At 72.7% G+C, this 15,250-nt stretch carries 15 protein-coding genes; 11 read left to right on the top strand and 4 right to left on the bottom strand.

All coding sequences use genetic code 11. The annotated features are described in order from the left end of the window. Positions 1-10: 10 nt before the first annotated feature. Positions 11-769, top strand: coding sequence for a hypothetical protein (locus R2737_16245; protein MEZ5117812.1), 759 nt, complete (start codon positions 11-13; stop codon positions 767-769). Between the two features lie 452 nt (positions 770-1,221). Next, a complete protein-coding gene (locus tag R2737_16250; GenBank protein MEZ5117813.1) occupies positions 1,222-1,872 on the top strand; it encodes a class I SAM-dependent methyltransferase in 651 nt (216 codons plus the stop codon). A 48-nt stretch (positions 1,873-1,920) separates the two neighbouring features. Here the strand turns inward: R2737_16250 and R2737_16255 are convergent, their stop codons facing one another. From R2737_16255 to R2737_16270, 4 genes are all read right to left on the bottom strand, one after another. Further along, positions 1,921-3,756 carry an acyl-CoA dehydrogenase gene (locus tag R2737_16255; protein MEZ5117814.1) on the bottom strand — a complete coding sequence of 612 codons (1,836 nt, stop codon included), beginning with the start codon at positions 3,754-3,756 and terminating at the stop codon, positions 1,921-1,923. Positions 3,757-4,226: 470 nt separating this feature from the next. After that, positions 4,227-4,484, bottom strand: a complete 258-nt coding sequence (locus R2737_16260) for a hypothetical protein (protein ID MEZ5117815.1) — start codon at positions 4,482-4,484, stop codon at positions 4,227-4,229. 792 nt (positions 4,485-5,276) lie between these two features. Further along, complete coding sequence (locus R2737_16265; GenBank protein ID MEZ5117816.1) at positions 5,277-6,494, bottom strand: molybdopterin-dependent oxidoreductase; 1,218 nt, start codon at positions 6,492-6,494, stop codon at positions 5,277-5,279. After that, on the bottom strand, positions 6,491-7,090 hold the full coding sequence (locus R2737_16270) for a methyltransferase domain-containing protein (protein MEZ5117817.1): 600 nt from the start codon (positions 7,088-7,090) through the stop codon (positions 6,491-6,493). The genes R2737_16265 and R2737_16270 overlap by 4 nt, the downstream gene beginning before the upstream one ends. Before the next feature lie 304 nt (positions 7,091-7,394). Here R2737_16270 and R2737_16275 point away from each other — a divergent pair, with 304 nt between their 5' ends. The 9 genes from R2737_16275 to R2737_16315 form a co-directional block, all read left to right on the top strand. Beyond that, positions 7,395-9,005, top strand: a complete 1,611-nt coding sequence (locus R2737_16275; GenBank protein MEZ5117818.1) for a glycosyltransferase family 39 protein — start codon at positions 7,395-7,397, stop codon at positions 9,003-9,005. Further along, positions 9,002-9,661, top strand: a complete 660-nt coding sequence (locus R2737_16280; protein ID MEZ5117819.1) for a glycosyltransferase family 2 protein — start codon at positions 9,002-9,004, stop codon at positions 9,659-9,661. The genes R2737_16275 and R2737_16280 overlap by 4 nt, the downstream gene beginning before the upstream one ends. Continuing rightward, positions 9,658-10,293: a DUF2064 domain-containing protein gene (locus R2737_16285; GenBank protein ID MEZ5117820.1), complete on the top strand. Its 636-nt coding sequence runs from the start codon at positions 9,658-9,660 to the stop codon at positions 10,291-10,293. The genes R2737_16280 and R2737_16285 overlap by 4 nt, the downstream gene beginning before the upstream one ends. Next, entirely contained in the window at positions 10,290-11,387 is a 1,098-nt protein-coding gene (locus tag R2737_16290; protein ID MEZ5117821.1) for an NAD-dependent epimerase/dehydratase family protein, read from the top strand. The genes R2737_16285 and R2737_16290 overlap by 4 nt, the downstream gene beginning before the upstream one ends. 79 nt (positions 11,388-11,466) lie before the next feature. Continuing rightward, on the top strand, positions 11,467-11,961 hold the full coding sequence (locus tag R2737_16295; protein MEZ5117822.1) for a DUF6069 family protein: 495 nt from the start codon (positions 11,467-11,469) through the stop codon (positions 11,959-11,961). Positions 11,962-12,771: 810 nt separating this feature from the next. Continuing rightward, complete coding sequence (locus tag R2737_16300; protein ID MEZ5117823.1) at positions 12,772-13,086, top strand: hypothetical protein; 315 nt, start codon at positions 12,772-12,774, stop codon at positions 13,084-13,086. 82 nt (positions 13,087-13,168) lie between these two features. Then, positions 13,169-13,462, top strand: a complete 294-nt coding sequence (locus R2737_16305; protein MEZ5117824.1) for a hypothetical protein — start codon at positions 13,169-13,171, stop codon at positions 13,460-13,462. A gap of 222 nt (positions 13,463-13,684) precedes the next feature. Next, positions 13,685-14,743, top strand: a complete 1,059-nt coding sequence (locus R2737_16310) for an ABC transporter permease (GenBank protein MEZ5117825.1) — start codon at positions 13,685-13,687, stop codon at positions 14,741-14,743. Beyond that, positions 14,740-15,250, top strand: a 511-nt coding sequence (locus tag R2737_16315) for an ABC transporter ATP-binding protein (protein ID MEZ5117826.1), incomplete at its 3' end; no start/stop codon positions are given. The genes R2737_16310 and R2737_16315, both read left to right, overlap by 4 nt.

The raw sequence follows: 15,250 nt of genomic DNA on the forward strand, positions 1-15,250 counted from the left end.
CAATGCGCGGGTGAGCCCGCACCGTCGCGCCGCCGGGGCGACCGGCCTGTCGTCCGCCGCCCGCGCGTCGCTGGCGGAGCTCTACCCCGACCACGTGGGCGTCGGGGACGTGGTCCGGTGGTCGCAGTGGTCGCTGGCCCGCGCGGGGTTCCACCAGTCCAACGCGCTGCCGCTGCTCGGGGTATGCCGCGACGAGCTCATGCTCGGCTTCGCCGAGGCGGTGACCGACGCGTGGGGTGCGCCCTTCGACCTAGGCGCGCTGGCAGGGATGGTGTTCCTCGGGCGGACCGGGATCGCGGCCGCGCTGGGCCACGCGCCGGGCGAGGACGGCCGGCACCGGTTCGTCGCGTTCTGCTTCCCGCACATTGGCATCGACGATGACGGGACGGTCGGCCGGGTGATGCGACCCGGCATGCACGGTCCGTCCGCGGCATGCGGCGCGCTCGCCGCGCTCGGGCAGGAGCTCGCGGACGGGCGCCTGGACCTGGCGCTGGATCCGCTGGACCTGGAGATGTCACTGCTGCGCACGCGCCTGGTGTCGTACCTGCGCTACGGCCGGGTGCCCACCCTGTCGGAGCTGACCGAGGCGGCCCGCGACGTCGCGGTCGCTGACCTGCGGGCGCTGGTGGACGGGCTGGCGTCCGACCAGCCCGTGGACGTGGCGTACCTGTCCGGCGTGGTGATCCATACCCCCGACGGCGGGGATCTGGTCGGCGGCCTCCGCGGGGAGGTCGTCGTCGACGGCGTGAGCAGCCCCCTCGACCGTTAGGAGCACCCAACCGGGATGTGGCCCGCGGGCGCGGCGGCGTCGAAGGTTGACAGTCCCCGACCGGCGTGGCTTGTGACGGGCTCTTGACGTGGCGGGGCCCCGCAGGCGACATTCAGAACCGGAGGCCCCGAGCTCCTCCTCGGCCGCCAGGCTCCGCTCCTGCGCCGATTGCCGGCGAGGTGGTCAGGGCCGGGGACGGCCCTCGCGCTCGCCACCAGGGGCTCCTGTCCGCCCGCGATCGCCCGATGCGCGCGAACACGTGGGCGCCGACCTACGTCGGGCGTCAGGAGCGTGGTCGACCATCTCTTGCAGCACGACGGATCTGCTGGCAGGCTCCCTCGGGTCCGACGGCTCTCATGGTGCTGACCCGTCAGCGGTCCGCTGCCTCGGGGTTCCTTTCTGCGAGTGCCAAAGGGTGTCAACGAGCGCAACTGCGGGCCATTGGGGACTTGATGCTGAAGAGGCTAACGACTGTCGGGCGCTACAGTGCGAAGCGGGCGCTCGCGCCTCTCATCTTCCGCTATCCGCCTATCGGACTGCGTCCGGAGAGGCTCTACTTGTGGGCGGACACTCTCCTGAAAGCGCGTCTGGTTCCGGGTGCTGTGGTTGAGATCGGATGCGCGGCGGGCGGGACGGCTGCGTGGTCCAGCCGCTTCCTCGAGGCGGCGGGAATAGACCGTAGGTACGTGTGTATCGACACCTTCGGCGGCTTCGTGGAGTCACAGTTCGACACGGATCAGGGGCTGGGAACGCCGGCCTCACAGCGAACTCAGTTCTCTGCCAACTCCATGGGGCTGGTACGGCAGGTCCTCAAGCAGCACGGTGCGGAGCGCGTCGAGTTGGTCCGCGGTGACATCACTGCTGTCGATCCCGGGCAACTTCCCCAACAGATTGCGGCGGTGCTGCTGGACGTTGACCTGTCGGAGCCGATCGAGAAGGGCCTCGAACTGGTCTGGCCCCTCTTGGCGGACGGGGGGGTGGTCCTTGTGGACGATTGCGACGACAGCGATTGGCAGGCGTCGGTTGGCTACACGCGTTTCATGGAGTCCCAGGGCATGGACCCTGAGTTCCGCTTCGGCATGGGAATCGCGCGCAAGGGGTGACCTGGGCGCCGAGTGACACACGAACTGGCACTCGGCGCCCAGGGACCCTCAGAAGGACTCCTCCGGCAGCTCCATGAGCGCGTTGTCGGTGGCCTCCGCGACCGCCCGCTCGGCGGACAGTAGCGGCAGCCGGTTGCGCGCGAACCACTTCGCCACAGCGACCTTGCCCTCGTAGAAGGCCTTGTCGCGCCCGTTGGGGGTGCCCTCGAGCGCGGTGATCGCGACCTCGGCCTGGCGCAGCAGCAGCCAGCCGATGACCAGGTCGCCGGTGGCCATGAGCAGCCGTACGGCGTTCTGGCCGACCTTGTAGATCTCGGCCACGTCCTGCTGCGAGGCCATCGCCCACTGGCCCATCGCGCCGATGATCGCCTGCACGTCCTCCAGCGCCTTGCCGAGCAGCTCCCGCTCCGCCGCGAGCTGGCCGTTGCCGGTGTCGCCCTTGACGGTCTCGGTGATCTCGGCGGCGAGGTGGAAGACCGCCTTGAACTGGTCCCGGACCATCTTCCGGAAGAAGAAGTCCAGGCCCTGGATGGCTGTGGTGCCCTCGTACAGCGAGTCGATCTTCGCGTCGCGGATGTACTGCTCGATCGGGTAGTCCTGCAGGAAGCCCGAGCCGCCCAGCGTCTGCAGCGACAGGGCGAGCATCTCGTACGACCGCTCCGAGCCGACGCCCTTCACGATCGGCAGCAGCAGGTCGTTCATCCGCTCGGCCATGTCGAGGTCGACGCCCTCGACCCCGGCCTCGCCGAGGTAGACCTGGTCCTGCCAGTACGCCGTGTAGGCGACCAGCGCGCGCATGCCCTCCGCGTACGCCTTCTGCAGCATCAGGATCCGGCGCACGTCGGGGTGGTGCGTGATGGTGACGCGCGGTGCGGTCTTGTCCATCATCTGGGTCAGGTCGGCGCCCTGGACGCGGTTCTTCGCGTAGTCCAGCGCGTTGAGGTAGCCGGTCGACAGCGTCGCGATGGCCTTGGTGCCCACCATCATCCGGGCGTACTCGATGACCTTGAACATCTGCGCGATGCCGTCGTGCACGTCGCCGACGAGCCACCCGATGGCCGGCTCCTTCTCGCCGAAGGTGACCTCGCAGGTCGTGGAGACCTTGATGCCCATCTTCTTCTCGACGTTGGTGACGTAGGCGCCGTTGCGGCCCTTCAGCTCACCCGTCTCGAGGTCGACGAAGTACTTGGGCACGAGGAACAGCGACAGGCCCTTGGTGCCGGGCCCGGCGCCCTCGGGACGGGCCAGCACCAGGTGGACGATGTTGTCGGCCATGTCGTGCTCGGCGGAGGTGATGAACCGCTTCACGCCCTCGATCCGCCAGGTGCCGTCACCGTTGTCGAAGGCCTTGGTGCGGCCTGCGCCCACGTCGGAGCCGGCGTCGGGCTCGGTGAGGACCATGGTGGCCCCCCAGCCCTTGTCGATCATCAGCTCGGCCCAGCGCTTCTGCTCGTCGTTGCCGAGGTGGTCCAGGATCGCGGCGAAGCCGGGGCCGGACATGTACATGAACGCGGCCGGGTTGGAGCCGAGCAGCATCTCCGCGGCCGCCCAGCGCAGCGACGGGGGCGCGCCGGTGCCGCCGAGGTGCTCCGGCAGGTCCAGCCGCCACCACTCCGCGTCCATGAGCGCGCGGAAGGACTTCTTGAACGACTCGGGGATGGTCACCGAGTTGGTCGCCGGGTCGAACACCGGCGGGTTGCGGTCGGCGTCGGCGAAGGACTCCGCCAGCGGACCGGCGGCCAGCCGCTCGACCTCCTGCAGCACGTGCTTGGCCGTCTCGGGGTCCATGTCGTGGAAGGGGCCGACCCCCATCCGGTCCTGGGCTCCGAACACCTCGAAGAGGTTGAACTCCAGGTCGCGCAGGTTGGACTTGTAGTGGGTCATCGCTCTCCGCCTCGGCGTTCGGTGAGTGACGGGGCCCCCGAAGCCCTCCCCGGGGTAAGCCCGCCCGACGGCGGTTACCCGTCGGTAACCCCCATGATGCTACTCGCCGGTAACAAACGCAAGCGTGACCTGAGTCACACCCTGAGTGAGGGGTGGTCTACAGCCTCCGGGCGCTCACTCAGCGTGATGCCACCCGCTGCTCCGAACGGGTGACGACGACACCGAGCGTGGCGAGGGCCGTCCCGCGGCGGTCAAACCCGTTGCCGTTCGGGGTCTTTGGTCCTCAAGACGGATGCCATGGCCTCCGATCACTGGACCATGATGAGCACCGCAGCCCGCACCACCTCCGTCCTTCTCTCGGCCGCCACGGTTCTGGCGGGCGCCGCGCTGCTCGCTCCGCCCGCCGCGACGGCGGTGTCCGTCCCTCCGGCCACCACGGCCGCGGGGGTGTCCGCCGCCTCCCCGATCACCTACACGGTGCGCGCCAAGGCAGGGCTGTCCCCCGAGAAGCGCTCGCACCTGGTCAAGTTCCACAGCCTCAAGGCGGCCAAGGCCAAGAGCACGTCCACCTGCCCGACCTGGCCGTCGTACGCCGCGCAGATCGAGGCGGTCAGCACCACGACGCCGCGGTCGTCCCCGTCCGGCTCCTGCGCGGCCATCGTCTCGGCGGCCAGCCGGAGCAGGTTGAACGACCCGACCAGGTTGACCGCGACGGTGTGCTCGAACACGTCCTGGGGTGAACCCCCGCGCGGCCCAGCACGCGTACCGACGGGGCGACGCCGGCGCAGCTGACCGGCGACCCGCAGCGGCGCCAGCCCGGCAGCCGCGGCCACCGCAGCCCGCACGTCGTCCTCCGCCGTGACGTCGGCTGACGAACACGGCGACTGCCGCCGGCCGCCCGGACTCTCCGCGGCAGCCTCCCCGGTGACGCGGGCAGGTCGACGAGCACGACGGCCGCCCCCTCGGCGGCGAGTCGGCCCGCGGTCGCCCGTCCCAGTCCGGAGGCGGCACCGGTGACCACGGCTGAGGCGTGCGCTAGGTCCATGCCGCCAGTGTCCCGCGACGTCCGAGCGACGCGATCCTCAGCCCGACCCCTTCGCTCCGGGAGCGCCGTACGGCGACTGACGTCGGACCAACACGACCAAGTGACGACGGTCCCCACGGCCAGGCCGACGGCCAGCAGCACCAGGTTCCAGCCGCATGGCTGTACCAGCAGCGTGCCGCCTGCCTCCGGGCGGGCGAGGGCGAACGGGACGCCCACCAGGAGCAGGGCACCCAGCAGCACCAGAGCCACCTGCACCGGGACCCGGACCCGCCGGGGACGCCCGCGTGGCCACCCAGCCGCCGAGGAGCACCAGCGGGACGAGCACAGGTCGTCCAGGACCAGGGCACCCACCAACCACGCCGCCACCCCGACCGGGGAGGCCCGGTCGGCGTCGACGCCATGAGTTGCGCCAGACCCACGCCGATGAGGAGGACTCCGGCGCCGGCGACGACGACGCGACCGGTCATGCCACGACTCATGCCACGACCTCCACCCGCCCGACCCACTTGGTCTGGAGTACCCCGGGACGGTTGGGCGCGATGAGCCGTACGGGGAACCCGTGGTCCGGAGTGAGCTCACGACCGTCCAGGCGCAGCGCCAGGAGGGTGTCCGGGTGGCGGGCGAACTGCGGGGGGACCTCCGCGGAGGCGTAGAGACCGTCCCTCTCCAGCGACACCGTGCGCACGGTCGCGGACTCCGGTACGCCGCTGCGGTCGAGCAGGTCGCGCAGGCGTATGCCGCTCCAGCGACCGGTCGCGCTCCAGCCCTCCACGCACGCGATCGGCAGGTCCACCTGCGTCTGCGGGAGCCGCTGGAGGTCCGCCAGCGAGTACTCCGCCAGTCGTGGACCCGCCACCACGAGCCGGTAGCCGGGGTCTGCACCGGCGGCGACGACGCCAGCGGCCGCGGCGGTCCGGTTCACCGGCATCCCCTGGGGAGCCTGCTCCGGGGACCGCGGCGCGAGCAGCCCGGCCCAGCCCAGCGGACGCAGCGTCTGCCCGACGGTGGTGGCGGTGATCGCTGCCGCGCCCCCCACCGCGGCCCACAGCACGGCGCGCCGACCGACGGTGCCGCCGGGGGCGGACGGGGCCTCGGTGGCGCCGTCCTCCGGGGAACGGTCCTCGGCACGTGCGTCGTCCACGGGTGCACGACGGTCGTGGTGCCGCAGGCCGCGGACGATCGCGGGCCACTTCACCGCGAGGTGGACGAGCACGGACCCGGCCACGACCCACGCCACCGCGTAGTGGGCGGCGGGGAAGAAGAAGGGCCACAGGTACAGGTGCGCGACGTTGAGCACGCCGGTGAGGAGCTCGAAGCCGGTGGCCGCGGCGAGCAGCGCGACGCTGCCCCTCTCCAGCGCGTGCCGCCAGGACCGCACCGGTGGCCAGACGAACAGCCGCGGGTAGACCGACCACAGCTTGGCGACCAGGAGAGGGAGGGCGGCCAACCCGGTGGCCACGTGCAGGCCCTGGCTGACGCGGTAGCCCCAGACCGGGCCCGCCGGCAGTGGCAGCCAGCTGACCGGGTTCTGGTGCAGGTGGCTGACCAGGCCGGTCGCGAAGCAGACGGCGATCGCCGCCCCGAGCAGCGTGCCCAGCCGGGCGGTCAGCCACTCGCTGCGGGCCCGGCTCGGGAACGCATCCGCGGCGAACATCGGCAGCGGCGGCGGGCCGCCCCTGCCCGGCAGATTCATGACCGGCTCGCACTCACGGGGGCGCGGTCGCGCCGGTCGCCGCGCACGGACCGCACCAGGTGGGCGAACGCGCGCCCGTCCAGTTGCCACTGCTCCCGGACTTCCCATCCGCTGGCGCGCGCGGCCCGGGGGAGCGCCTCCGCCGGGACCCACGCCCAGGAGAACCACCCGGCCGACCCCCGGGTGGCGAGGCGGACCCGGTCCACGCGGCCACCCAGCGCACCGTCGTCCCCGCAGGCCACCTCCACCAGCGCGTCGCCGTGTGGCGCCACGAGCTCCGCGACCCGGCGCAGCAACCGAACCGGATCCCCACCGATGCCGATGTTGCCGTCGAGCAGCAGCGCCGTCCGCCAGCCCCCGGGGTGCGGGACGGCCCCGAACACGTCGGCGACGACGGCCTCTCCACGTTGCTGGGCCAGCCGGACCGCCGCCGGGCTCACGTCGATCCCCATCGCCGTGACACCGGCGCTGCCGAGGGCCGTGAGCATTCGTCCCGGGCCGCACCCGATGTCGAGCGCCGGTCCGAGGGTCCGCGCCACGACGGAGTGGTCGGCCTCGTCGGCGTCGCCGTGCCACCGCCGGGTGTCCACGGTCATGGTCCGACCACGGTGGTCGAGCATCACCAGGTGGCCCTGGACCACCACCGCGCACTCCGGCCAGTGGGGCCGCTGCTTACGGCCGCCTCGTGACAATGCCTGAAAGAGTCTGTGGGGCAACGGGAATCGCGATCTCGTCGGACTCACCAGGAGGGGCATGCCGCCACGCTAGGAGTCCCGGCCGGGCACGGACAGGGCTGCGCGATTACGGACCCGTGACGCGTCGCCGCAGGTTGCTACGGAAGTCTTACGCCGCCCGCCGCACCCTGCCGCGGACGGGCCTCCGGCTCGTAGCGTCAACGCCGTGGTGTCCGACGTGCGGACGGGTTCGCCCGCGGGACGGCGCGGACCCGCTGCCGTCCCGCGGCGGCGTCACGTCGTCGCCCGGGCCGTTGCGTCGTGGCCGGAGCGGCTGCTGCGGGCCGTGTCGGTTCTGCCCGTGCTCGCGTACCTCGTGGTGGCGCTGCAGCGGATCGGGTACCCGTACGAGCTGTCGTACTTCGAGGGCAGCACGGTGGAGGTCGCCGCTCGGGTGACCGACGGGCTGCCGCTGTACGGGCCGCCCTCGACGGACTTCGTCCCGTGGCCGTACCCGCCGCTGTACTTCTGGTTGTCCGGCAACGTGTTCCACGTGACCGGCGTGAGCCTCACCGCGATGCGCGCAGTGTCACTGCTGGCCAGCGTCGCAGCCATCGTGCTGCTGGGCCTCATCGTGCGTCGGGTGACGGGCGACCGGACCGCGGCCATGGTCGCGGCCGGCCTGTTCGCCGCCACGTACTGGGTGTCCGACCTGTGGTTCGACACCGCACGTGTCGACTCCCTGCTGATCGCGCTGCTGCTGGCTGCGGTCCTGGCGGCGACGTACGCCCGCGGCGGTGCCGGCGGCGGTGTCGTCGGGCTGCTGGTCGTGGCGGCGTTCCTCACCAAGCAGAACGCGCTGGTCGCCGCGGCCCCGCTGCTGGTCTGGCTGGTGGTCCGACGACCCCGGGCGGGCTGGGTGGCGACGGCCGTCACGGTCGGCGGATCCCTGCTGTCCGTGCTCGCCGGCGACCTGGTGACCGGCGGCTGGTACAGCCGCTCGGTGCTGCTGCAGCTGGTGGGCCACGGCGTGGTGGCGCGCTGGCTGGTGAACTTCTGGGTCGCCGACGTCGTGCTGCCGTTCGCGGTCGTGCTCGCGGCGCTGGCGTGGCTGGGCCTCCGGCGAGGCCGTCGCCCGATTCCGCGGTGGCGCCTGCCCGACGCGGGGCCGGTCTACGCCGCCGTGGCCGGGCTGTGGCTGGCCGGAGTGGCTGGGCGCCTGCACGAGGGTGGGGGCGGCAACGTCGCCATCCCGGCCCACGCGGGCACCGCTCTCCTGGTCGGCGTGGCCGTCGCCGCGGCCCTCGGTCACGCCGATGCCTCTCGTGTCGCGACCGCGATGGTGCTGTCGGTCGCCGTGGCCCTGCAGAGCGCGGTCCTGGTGCTGTGGAACCCGCGGCCGCTGCCCACGGCGGCAGACCGCGCCGCCGGTGACCGTCTCGTCGCCCTGCTCGCGTCCCTCCCGGACCGGGTGCTGGTGCCGTCGCACCCGTACTACCTGCGGCTGGCGGACCGGCCCGGGCACGCCTCCCTGATCGCCGTGAACGACATGCTGGCCACCCGCCCGGGACCGGCTCGCGACGCGCTGCAGCGCGACCTGCCGTGGAGCCTGACGGGAGTGTCGGCCCTCGTGCTGGACTCGGCCGACGACGCCCACCTGTTCGGGCCGGCGCTGCAGCGTGACTTCACCCTGGTGTCGACGCGCGTCGTGCCGGACGACGCTCTCGAACCGGTCGCCGACGTCGCCACCCGACCTGCGTTGCTGTACGTACGCACGTCCCGGCTGCCGGACGTGCTGCCGCTGCTGGACCGCTCGGTCGTGGTGGGGACCCCGTGACCGCGCGGGTCGACGTCGTGCTGCCCGTCCTCGACGAGGCGGCCGCTCTGCCGTGGGTGCTGACGCGGATGCCGGACGGGTTCCGCCCGATCGTGGTCGACAACGGGTCGAGCGACGGGTCCGCGGACGTGGCGCGGTCGCTCGGCGCCGTGGTCGTGTCGGAGCCGGCCCGCGGGTTCGGCGCCGCGTGCTTCGCCGGCCTGCTCTCGGCGACGGCGCCAGTCGTGGCGTTCCTCGACGCCGACGCCAGCCTCGACCCGGGCGACCTGCCCGTCGTGTGCGGGCCGGTGCTGGACGGCCGCGCGGACCTCGTCCTCGGCCGGCGGGTCGCCGCGCCCGGGGCGATGCCCTGGCACGCCACAGCGGCGAACCACTACCTGGCGTACCGGGTGCGGCGGGGCTCGGACGTCCCGCTGCGGGACCTCGGTCCGATGCGGGCGGCACCCCGCGAGGACCTGCTGGCGCTCGGCCTGCGCGACCGCCGCTTCGGCTGGCCGCTGGAGATGGTGCTGCGCGCCGCCCGCGCCGGCTGGCGGATCGAGGAGCGGCCGGTGCCGTACCGGCCCCGGATCGGACGCTCGAAGGTGAGCGGCACGGTGCGCGGCAGCGCCCGGGCCGCGCGTGACATGTCCCGCCTGCTCCGGGAGTACTCATGAACGTGCTGGTGATGGCCAAGGAGCCCCGGCCCGGCCTGGTGAAGACCCGGCTGTGTCCGCCGCTGACGCACGCACAGGCGTGCGACGTGGCGACCGCGGCCCTGGCGGACACGCTGGTGGCGGTCGCGCGCAGCGGCGCGACGACCCGCGTCCTCGCCCTCGACGGGGCACCCGGCCCCTGGCTGCCCGCCGGCTTCACGGTGCTGCCGCAGTCCGGGCGGACGTTCGCGGAGCGGCTCGCGCGGGCGTGGTCCCACTGCTCGGGCCCGACCCTCCAGATCGGAATGGACACCCCGCAGGTGTCCGGCCCGGACCTCGACGAGGCCTTGGGCGACCTCGAGCTGTCGGGTGGAAGGGGCGTGCTCGGCCGGTGCCCCGACGGCGGCTGGTGGGCGCTGGGGATGGACCGCCCGCGGCCGGAGGTGTTCGACGGGGTCCCGATGAGCACGGCGGTGACCGGAGAGACGCAGCGGCGACGGATGCGGCAGCTCGGTCTCGACCCCCGACCGCTGCCGGAGGTCGTCGACGTGGACACCTGGACGGACGCCGTCACGGTGGCCGGGCTCGCGCCCCACGGGTCCTTCGGGCGGACCGTGCGCGGACTGGCGGACGACCTGCGGGAGGCGTCGTGAGGGTCCTGGTGACCGGCGGAGCGGGGTTCATCGGCTCCCACGTGGTCGACCTGCTCGTCGCCGAGGGGCACGACGTCGTCAGCGTCGACGTCGTCAGCGACGCCGCGCACTCCGTGGTGCCCGACTACCTCAACCCGGCGGCCGAGCACGTGCGGGTCGCGGTGCAGGACCTCGGGGTGCTGGAGCGCATCAGCGCCGGTGTGGACGCGGTCTGCCACCAGGCGGCGCGGGTCGGGCTGGGGGTGGACTTCGACGACGTGACCCGCTACGTCGACGACAACGACATGGGCACCGCCACGGTGCTACGGGCGCTGCACCGCAACGGGTTCCGGGGTCGGTTCGTCCAGGCGTCGAGCATGGTCGTGTACGGCGAGGGGGCGTACCGCTGCCCCACGCACGCAGCCGTGGCACCCGGACCGAGGTCGGTCTCCGACCTCGACGCGGGGCGGTTCGAACCGCCCTGCCCCGCGTGCGGCGGCCCGCTGGAGCCGCGGCTGGTCACGGAGGATGTGCCGTGCGACCCCCGCAACGTGTACGCGGCGACGAAGGTGCACCAGGAGCACCTGGCCGCTGCGTACGCCGCGGTGTCCGGCGCCGACGTGGTCTCGCTGCGCTACCACAACGTCTACGGCCCGCGGATGCCCCGGGACACGCCGTACGCCGGCGTGGCCAGCATCGTGCGCAGTATGTACGAGGCCGGTGTCGCACCCCGGGTCTTCGAGGACGGCGCCCAGCGGCGGGACTTCGTGCACGTGGACGATGTGGCCGCGGCGAACGTACTGGCGCTGACCGCACCCGGTCGCATCGGCGGTGCGTACAACGTCGCCTCGGGACGGGTGTGCACCGTGGCTGAGATGGCCGAGGCGGTCGGGTCCGCCTTCGGGGCGGGCGCGCCCCGGCCGCGGGTCACCGGGGAGTACCGGGTGGGAGACGTCCGGCACGTCACGGCGAGCCCGGTGCGGGCGTGGCAGGCGTTCGGGTTCCGCGCAGCCGTCGACGCCCGCGACGGGCTGCGGCGGTTCGCCACGGCCCCACTCCGCGAGCCGGTCGCGGTCCGGCCCCTGCCGCGGGGGGTGGTCGGGGCGGCGCGCTGACGGGACCGTGCGGGCGAGTGGCCCCCGGGGCGCTACGGTGCCACGGTCACGGTCGGCGCGCGTGCAGAGGAGGTGGGCCGTGGGTCGTCGGGATGCCCCGCCGTGGGCGGGCAGCGTCACGCCGGTCGGGCCTCCGCCGGACTCGGTGCCGCACACCAACGACCTGGCCTACGCCGGGGCGGTGACCGGCATCTGGTCCGGCGTGCTCAGCCTGCTGGTCTACCTGCTGGCGCGGCTGCTCGGCGTCCCGATGGAGATCCAGGTGGGCTTCGCGCCGGAGCTGCGCGAGGTCTCCTGGCTGCTGCCGCTGCTGGTGCCGATCGCCGCGGCCATGGCCGGCGCCCTGCTCACGGCGCTGTTGCTGGGGCGACGGGGGGCGCGCCGGATCGCGTTCTGGGTGGGGACCGCCGTGGCGGCCGCCTCGCTGTGGATCCCGCTGGTCCAGCCGCCGGACGTCCTCTGGTCGACCCGGATCTGGCTGTCGGTGATGCACGTCATCACCTGGTTCCTCGTGGTGCCGCAACTGGCCCGCATCGTGGGCGACTCCGAGCCCGGCCAGTACGAGCTGCGCTGACCCCGCCGCCAGTTGGGCACACGATCCGCTATGCGGATCGTGTGCCCAACTCGGGCGGCGTGGCGCGGACGAGAGGGGGAACACGATCCGGGTGATGGGACGCCAGTGACACGAGGTGCGGCCGCGGACAACCCTCTGACGCGGCCAGGAGGCTTCCGCGGGGTGCGGAGCAGGCGGGCGCCGCGTCGCCGGCGCCGTCGCGGCCACCCGAGCGGCCACCTCCTGGCTCAGTGCGATGAAGCGGTCCACCGCGGGTGCGTGGGTGCGCCCCTGCCGGGTCGCCACCAGCACCTGCCGCGGCTCCAGCGGCGGGTCCAGCGGCCGCACGTCCACCCCCGGGTCGTCGAGGTCCACGGCGAGTAGCGGCAGGATCGCGGACCCCATACCGGCGCGGACCATGGCCTGCACCGCGGAGTTGTCGTTCGAGCGGAACACATAGCGCGGAGCGACCCCGACCGCGCGCAGGCCGTCATCGATCCGGGTCTGGCAGGACGACTCCTGCTGCCCGATCATCGACGCCCCGGACAGGTCGGTGGTCGCGTAGGAGTCCGCGTCGGCCGTGCCCGCCGGCAGCAGCACCACGAACGGGTCGCGGCCCAGCTCGACCAGCTCCAGGCGGTCGTCGTCGACCGGACCGACCAGGAAGGACAGGTCGAGGTCGCCGTCGGCGAGCCGCTCGATCAGCTCCTCGTTCACGTCGGACTCGAACAGCGTGATGTCCAGCTCGGGCGACTCTGCCAGGACCAGCCCGACGACCGACGGCAGCAGCTTCACCGACACCGACTGGAAGGTCCCCACCACCAGGCGACCGTGGGTGCCGGCGCGCAGCTCGGCCAGCTCGTGCTCGGCCAGCACCAGCCGGTCCAGGATCGCCCGCGCGTGCTCGAGCAGCAGCGCACCGGCCGGGGTGATCTCGACCGGCCGCGGGCCGCCCGGCCGGTCGAACACCGGCTGTCCGATCGCCCGCTCCAGCCCGGCGATCTGCTGGCTGATCGCCGCCTGGGAGAAGCCCAGCCGCGCGCCGGCGCGGCCGAACGACCCCTCCTCGGCGACGGCCCGCAGCGCGAGCAGGTGACGGATCTCGAGGTCCCGGACGCCGGCCATGTCGATAAGACTAGCCGATGATGAGTATGACGAGATATCGCTTTACGTAATGGACCTGCCCGACCTACCGTCGTGGACGAAGACACCACGAGAGGAGGTCGCCATGACCGTCACCACCCACCCCACCGCCCACCCGACCACCGCTGCCCGGGCGTTTGAGGACACCCGTCCTGCGGACTCCGTCGTCACCTACCCGTGGGCCCTGGCCGAGCTCGGTCACGCGCTGGCGGAGGAGGGCTTCGGCCCGTACGAGGCGGCCGTCGCCGACCTGTCCCGCGAGGCCGCGCGGCGCGACGCCGCCCCGGCCCTGCTGGCGGTCCTCGCCGACACCACGGCACCCGAGGTGGTGCGGCTGCGCGCGTACGCCCGCGCCGCCGCCCTGGTCTCCCGCGCCTGACCGCCGCGCACAGTTCCACCCCGCGTTCCCACCCCGTACCCCCCGCCCTTCCGCGGCGGAATGAGTCCCCACGTTGCTTGCGGCCCGACATGGGCCCCCCAAACGACGTGGGGACTCATTCCGTCGAGGGGTGGGGGAGGCAGCGGAGGTCGCTCGGCTGGCGTGGAGGGATGAACTCAACAACTGTTGACTTCATGACGCGGGAGTCCTAGCGTCGCCGGTATGCGCGCGATGATCGTCAAGGAGTTCCGCGAGCTGCGGCGGGACCACCGGACCCTGGCCATGCTGATCGCGATGCCGCTGCTGCTGCTCATCGTGTTCGGCTACGCGGCGAACTTCTCGGTGGACTCGGTCCCCACCGCCGTGGTGGGGCCGCAGGCCGAGCAGGCCCAGCAGCTGCTGCCCGACTTCTTCGACGTCACCGTGGTGGCACCGGACGACACCCAGGCCGACGCCGAGACGCTGATCCAGCGCAACGAGGTCGACGTCGCATTCGTCACCGGCAGCACCCCGGTGCTGGCGCTGGTCGACGGCTCGAACCTGTTCGCCGCCCAGTCGATCGTCTCGGTCCTCAACCGGCTCGGCGACCAGGTGACCACCGAGGTCCTCTACAACCCGGACCTGAAGACGTCCTGGGTGATGGTCCCGGCGATCATCGGCCTCATCCTCACGTTCATCGGCACGATCATCACCAGCATCGGCCTGGTGCGGGAGCGCCAGACGGGCACGCTCGAGCAGTTGGCGGTCATGCCCATCAAGCCCAGTGCGGTGATCCTCGGGAAGATCGCCCCGTACTTCCTGCTCGCGTCGCTGGACATGGCGGTGGTGACGCTGCTGGGGATGTGGCTGTTCGGGGTCCCGTTCAACGGCAACCCGTTCGCGTTCGCACTGGGAGCAGGGCTGTTCCTGTTCGTCGTCCTAGGCCTCGGCGTGTTCATCTCGACGGTGTCGCAGAACGCGGGGCAGGCCATCCAGTTGGCCTTCTTCTTCCTGCTCCCGCAGATCCTGCTGTCCGGCATGATCTTCCCGCTGGACGCGATGGCCGCGGGCGTGCGCTGGATCGCGTTCTTCCTGCCCCTCACCTACTTCACGATGATCTCCCAGGGGATCATGCTGCGCGGCGCCCCGATCGACTCGCTGTGGCTGCCGTTCCTCATGCTCACCCTGATGGCGCTCGTGGTGTTCACCGGTGCGGTGCTGCGGTTCCGGCGCGACCTCGCCCCGGGTCGCCGGCGACACCACCGGGCGAAGGCGACGGCAGCCGCCGGGGCGTCGTCGTGACGTACGGGCTCACCGGTGCGACGGTCCGCTTCGGCCACGTGACCGCACTGGACGACGTGACCCTGCCGGTGCCGGCCGGCCGGGTCACCGCGGTGGTCGGGGGCGACGGGGCAGGCAAGTCCACGCTGCTGCGCGCCATGGTCGGCGAGGTCGTCCTCGACTCTGGGACGGTCGAGGCTCCGCCCCCGCAGGAGATCGGCTACCTCCCGGCGAGTGCCGGGTCCTGGCTCGACCTCACCGTGCAGCAGAACGTCGACTTCGTCGGCGGCACCTACGGCCTGCGCGGCGACGCGCTGCGCTCGCGGGCCGACCCGCTGCTGCAGCGAGCCGGGCTGGCGGACGTGCGCGACCGGCTGTCCGGTCAGCTGTCCGGCGGGATGCGGCGCAAGCTCGGCTTCGTGCTCGCGATGCTGCCCGACCCCCGGCTGCTGGTGCTGGACGAGCCGAGCACCGGCGTGGACCCGGTCAGCCGGGTCGACCTGTGGCGGCTGGTGTCGGAGGCGGCCG

It is taken from the genome of Candidatus Nanopelagicales bacterium, from assembly GCA_041393815.1.
GTDB lineage: Bacteria > Actinomycetota > Actinomycetes > S36-B12 > JAWKJK01 > JAWKJK01.